The 5,243-nt window shown below is 47.3% G+C and carries 2 tRNA genes and 3 rRNA genes; all 5 read right to left on the reverse strand.

Going from position 1 to position 5,243, the window contains the following annotated elements:
* Positions 1–50: 50 nt before the first annotated feature.
* The 5 genes from rrf to AC27VX_RS23475 all read right to left on the reverse strand — a co-directional run bounded on the left by rrf (position 51) and on the right by AC27VX_RS23475 (position 5,216).
* Positions 51–158, reverse strand: a 5S ribosomal RNA gene (gene rrf / locus AC27VX_RS23455).
* Between the two features lie 141 nt (positions 159–299).
* Positions 300–3,057 (reverse strand): 23S ribosomal RNA (locus AC27VX_RS23460).
* 203 nt (positions 3,058–3,260) lie between these two features.
* A tRNA-Ala gene (locus AC27VX_RS23465) sits at positions 3,261–3,334 on the reverse strand.
* 87 nt (positions 3,335–3,421) lie between these two features.
* A tRNA-Ile gene (locus tag AC27VX_RS23470) sits at positions 3,422–3,495 on the reverse strand.
* A gap of 204 nt (positions 3,496–3,699) precedes the next feature.
* Positions 3,700–5,216, reverse strand: a 16S ribosomal RNA gene (locus AC27VX_RS23475).
* Together the 16S, 23S and 5S rRNA genes with 2 tRNA genes alongside form the textbook arrangement of a ribosomal RNA operon.
* Between the last annotated feature and the right edge of the window lie 27 nt (positions 5,217–5,243).

The raw sequence follows: 5,243 nt of genomic DNA on the forward strand, positions 1-5,243 counted from the left end.
AAAAAAAATCCTTTATCGTTATGATAAAGGATTTTTAAAAATAAAATAAAAACTGGCGGCGACCTACTCTCCCGCTTTCGCAGTACCATCGGAGCTGGTGGGCTTAACTTCTGTGTTCGGAATGGGAACAGGTGAGCCCCACCGCTAAAACCACCCTAAAGAAGGTATATAAGGTTGCAGGTTAGAGGTAAAAGGCTGCAGGCTTATCCTGCTTCCTAATAGCCAACATCTGCTACCTGGTTTATCGATAAAAACTTTCACAAAGAGGTAACCTTGCTGCACTTCCGTGCGCCATATTAGGCTATAAATCTACGGGTAATTAGTACTACTTGGCTATGACATTACTGTCTTTACACCTATAGCCTATCAACGTCGTCATCTCCAACGACCCTTAAAAGATGTCTCATCTTGAGGCGAGTTTCGCACTTATATGCTTTCAGTGCTTATCTCTTCCAAACGTAGCTACTCAGCAGTGCACCTGGCGGTACAACTGATACACCAGAGGTTTGTTCAATTCGGTCCTCTCGTACTAGAATCAAGCCCTCTCAAACATCTAACGCCCGCAATAGATAGAGACCGAACTGTCTCACGACGTTCTGAACCCAGCTCGCGTGCCACTTTAATGGGCGAACAGCCCAACCCTTGGGACCTTCTCCAGCCCCAGGATGTGACGAGCCGACATCGAGGTGCCGAACCTCCCCGTCGATGTGAGCTCTTGGGGGAGACTAGCCTGTTATCCCCGGAGTACCTTTTATCCTATGAGCGATGGCCCTTCCATACGGAACCACCGGATCACTATGTCCTGCTTTCGCACCTGATCGACTTGTAGGTCTCACAGTCAAGCACCCTTATGCCATTACACTCTACGCACGGTTACCAAGCGTGCTGAGGGTACCTTTGAAAGCCTCCGTTACTCTTTTGGAGGCGACCACCCCAGTCAAACTACCCACCACGCAATGTCCTTCCATACAGAAGTTAGGCTCCAAGTAAGTAAAGGGTGGTATTTCAACGTTGGCTCCACAAACACTAGCGTGCCTGCTTCAAAGCCTCCCACCTATCCTACACATTACTTACTCAAAGTCAATACGAAGTTATAGTAAAGGTTCACAGGGTCTTTTCGTCCCATTGCGGGTACTCGGCATCTTCACCGAGACTACAATTTCACAGAGCTCATGGTTGAGACAGTGCCCAGATCGTTACACCATTCGTGCAGGTCGGAACTTACCCGACAAGGAATTTCGCTACCTTAGGACCGTTATAGTTACGGCCGCCGTTTACTGGGGCTTCAGTTAATGCCTTCGGTTTAACCCTAAGCACCTTCCTTAACCTTCCAGCACCGGGCAGGTGTCAGACCCTATACTGCATCTTTCGATTTTGCAGAGTCCTGTGTTTTTGATAAACAGTCGCCTGGGCCTCTTTACTGCGGCCACCATTGCTGATGGCGTCTCTTCTCCCGAAGTTACGAGACTATTTTGCCTAGTTCCTTAACCATGATTCACTCTAGCACCTTAGGATTCTCTCCTCGACTACCTGTGTCGGTTTTGGTACGGGTTGCTTCACTTCGGCTTTTCTTGGAAGCACTTTCCCTACAGCAGCTTCGCCCGAAGGCTAGGCCTTGACTATTCCGTCAGTCTCCAGTAAGTACGGCACTCCGTCCCCTTTTTAGTGTGAGCAAGTATGGGAATATTAACCCATTGTCCATCCACTACCCCTTTCGGGTTCGCGTTAGGTCCCGACTAACCCTCAGCTGATTAGCATGGCTGAGGAAACCTTAGTCTTTCGGTGAGCGGGTTTCTCGCCCGCTTTATCGTTACTTATGCCTACATTTTCTTTTCTATCCGCTCCACAATACCTCACAGTACTGCTTCGGCGCAAATAGAATGCTCTCCTACCAGATGTATATAAATACAAATCCATAGCTTCGGTAATATGTTTATGCCCGATTATTATCCATGCCGGACCGCTCGACTAGTGAGCTGTTACGCACTCTTTAAATGAATGGCTGCTTCCAAGCCAACATCCTAGCTGTCAATGCAGTCCAACCGCGTTGCTTCAACTTAACATATATTTGGGGACCTTAGCTGTTGGTCTGGGTTCTTTCCCTCTCGGACATGGACCTTAGCACCCATGCCCTCACTGCCGACGAACATTTATTAGCATTCGGAGTTTGTCAGGAATTGGTAGGATTTGACTCCCCCGCATCCAATCAGTAGCTCTACCTCTAATAAACTTAACATCGACGCTGCACCTAAATGCATTTCGGAGAGTACGAGCTATCTCCCAGTTTGATTGGCCTTTCACCCCTACCCACAGGTCATCCGAAGACTTTTCAACGTCAACCGGTTCGGTCCTCCACTCTGTGTTACCAGAGCTTCAACCTGCCCATGGGTAGATCACAAGGTTTCGCGTCTAATCCTACTAACTATACGCCCTATTCAGACTCGCTTTCGCTCCGGCTCCGGTACTTAATACCTTAACCTCGCTAGTAAAATTAACTCGTAGGCTCATTATGCAAAAGGCACGCCGTCACACCATATAGGTGCTCCGACCGCTTGTAGGCGTACGGTTTCAGGTTCTATTTCACCCTTCTATTCGAAGTGCTTTTCACCTTTCCTTCACAGTACTTGTTCACTATCGGTCTTTCAGGAGTATTTAGCCTTGGAGGATGGTCCCCCCATATTCAGACAGGATTTCACGTGTCCCGCCCTACTCATTTATCACTCAAATATGCCTTTCATATACGGGGCTATCACCCGCTACGGCTGTTCTTTCCAGAACATTCTATTAAACATATATCAGCTTTTGGGCTAATCCGCTTTCGCTCGCCACTACTTACGGAATCTCTTCGATTTCTTTTCCTCCGGGTACTTAGATGTTTCAGTTCTCCGGGTTTGCTCCTCTTACGAGGTGACTGGTCTTCAACCAGCCGGGTTGCCCCATTCGGACATCTGCGGATCAATTCGTGTGTGCCAATCCCCGCAGCTTTTCGCAGCTTACCACGTCCTTCGTCGCCTCTGAAAGCCTAGGCATCCGCCATACGCCCTTAACGATTTCTTTCCTAATAATTATATTAGTTCAGTATTTTTTGATAAATTAAATTTATCGATATTTTTATAAACTCGGCACTCGAAAGTGCTCGGTTATCTCTTTGTGATGTCTTTACCGTTAATGTCAATGATCTTAATGTCTTCTCTTCAAACTGATGAACAAATGTTGTTTTTGGCTCCATTCGTAACTTTTAAATCAGTCATCCAAAACTGTGGAGAATAAGGGAGTCGAACCCTTGACCTCCTGCGTGCAAGGCAGGCGCTCTAGCCAGCTGAGCTAATTCCCCCTCTAGTAGACTAAGAGATTAAAGATGCTAGATTCAAGATTTACATCTCGCCTCTTGGCTCTTTCATCTTCCCGTCTTTTTAATTAGTAGTCTCGGGCAGGCTCGAACTGCCGACCTCTACATTATCAGTGTAGCGCTCTAACCAGCTGAGCTACGAGACTGTCTGTTAGACTAAATTCAGATAACAGATACCAGATTAACTGACTCTTTTATCTTCATCCTTGTCTCTCTCAATCCCTATACTAATTTCTAGTGGGTTTTGTATTATTATATATATAGCAACCAAATAAAAAACTAAAGCTTCTCTTTAAGTAAGTGCATGTATCTTGCGATACTAATTTTGTTTATCGTCTAAAGACGCTCTAAAATGAGATGTTCCAGCCGCACCTTCCGGTACGGCTACCTTGTTACGACTTAGCCCTAGTTACCTGTTTTACCCTAGGCAGCTCCTGTTACGGTCACCGACTTCAGGTACCCCAGACTTCCATGGCTTGACGGGCGGTGTGTACAAGGCCCGGGAACGTATTCACCGCGCCATGGCTGATGCGCGATTACTAGCGATTCCAGCTTCATAGAGTCGAGTTGCAGACTCCAATCCGAACTGAGACCAGCTTTCGAGATTTGCATCACATCGCTGTGTAGCTGCCCTCTGTACTGGCCATTGTATTACGTGTGTGGCCCAAGGCGTAAGGGCCGTGATGATTTGACGTCATCCCCACCTTCCTCTCTACTTGCGTAGGCAGTCTCACTAGAGTCCCCAACTTAATGATGGCAACTAGTGACAGGGGTTGCGCTCGTTGCAGGACTTAACCTAACACCTCACGGCACGAGCTGACGACAACCATGCAGCACCTTGAAAAATGTCCGAAGAAAAGTCTATTTCTAAACCTGTCATTTCCCATTTAAGCCTTGGTAAGGTTCCTCGCGTATCATCGAATTAAACCACATAATCCACCGCTTGTGCGGGCCCCCGTCAATTCCTTTGAGTTTCATTCTTGCGAACGTACTCCCCAGGTGGCTAACTTATCACTTTCGCTTAGTCTCTGAATCCGAAAATCCAAAAACGAGTTAGCATCGTTTACGGCGTGGACTACCAGGGTATCTAATCCTGTTCGCTCCCCACGCTTTCGTCCATCAGCGTCAGTTGTTGCTTAGTAACCTGCCTTCGCAATTGGTGTTCTAAGTAATATCTATGCATTTCACCGCTACACTACTTATTCCAGCTACTTCAACAACACTCAAGACCTGCAGTATCAATGGCAGTTTCACAGTTAAGCTGTGAGATTTCACCACTGACTTACAGATCCGCCTACGGACCCTTTAAACCCAATAAATCCGGATAACGCTTGCACCCTCCGTATTACCGCGGCTGCTGGCACGGAGTTAGCCGGTGCTTATTCGTATAGTACCTTCAGCTAGATACACGTATCTAGGTTTATCCCTATACAAAAGAAGTTTACAACCCATAGGGCAGTCGTCCTTCACGCGGGATGGCTGGATCAGGCTCTCACCCATTGTCCAATATTCCTCACTGCTGCCTCCCGTAGGAGTCTGGTCCGTGTCTCAGTACCAGTGTGGGGGATCACCCTCTCAGGCCCCCTAAAGATCGTTGACTTGGTGAGCCGTTACCTCACCAACTATCTAATCTTGCGCGTGCCCATCTCTATCCACCGGAGTTTTCAATAAAAAACGATGCCGTCTCTTATATTATGGGGTATTAATCTTCCTTTCGAAAGGCTATCCCCCAGATAAAGGCAGGTTGCACACGTGTTCCGCACCCGTACGCCGCTCTCTCATTTCCGAAGAAACAATACCGCTCGGCTTGCATGTGTTAGGCCTCCCGCTAGCGTTCATCCTGAGCCAGGATCAAACTCTCCATTGTATGTTTGTCTGACTCACTCAAAGTTTT

It is taken from the genome of Chryseobacterium sp. 14P4.3.2 (genome assembly GCF_057799275.1).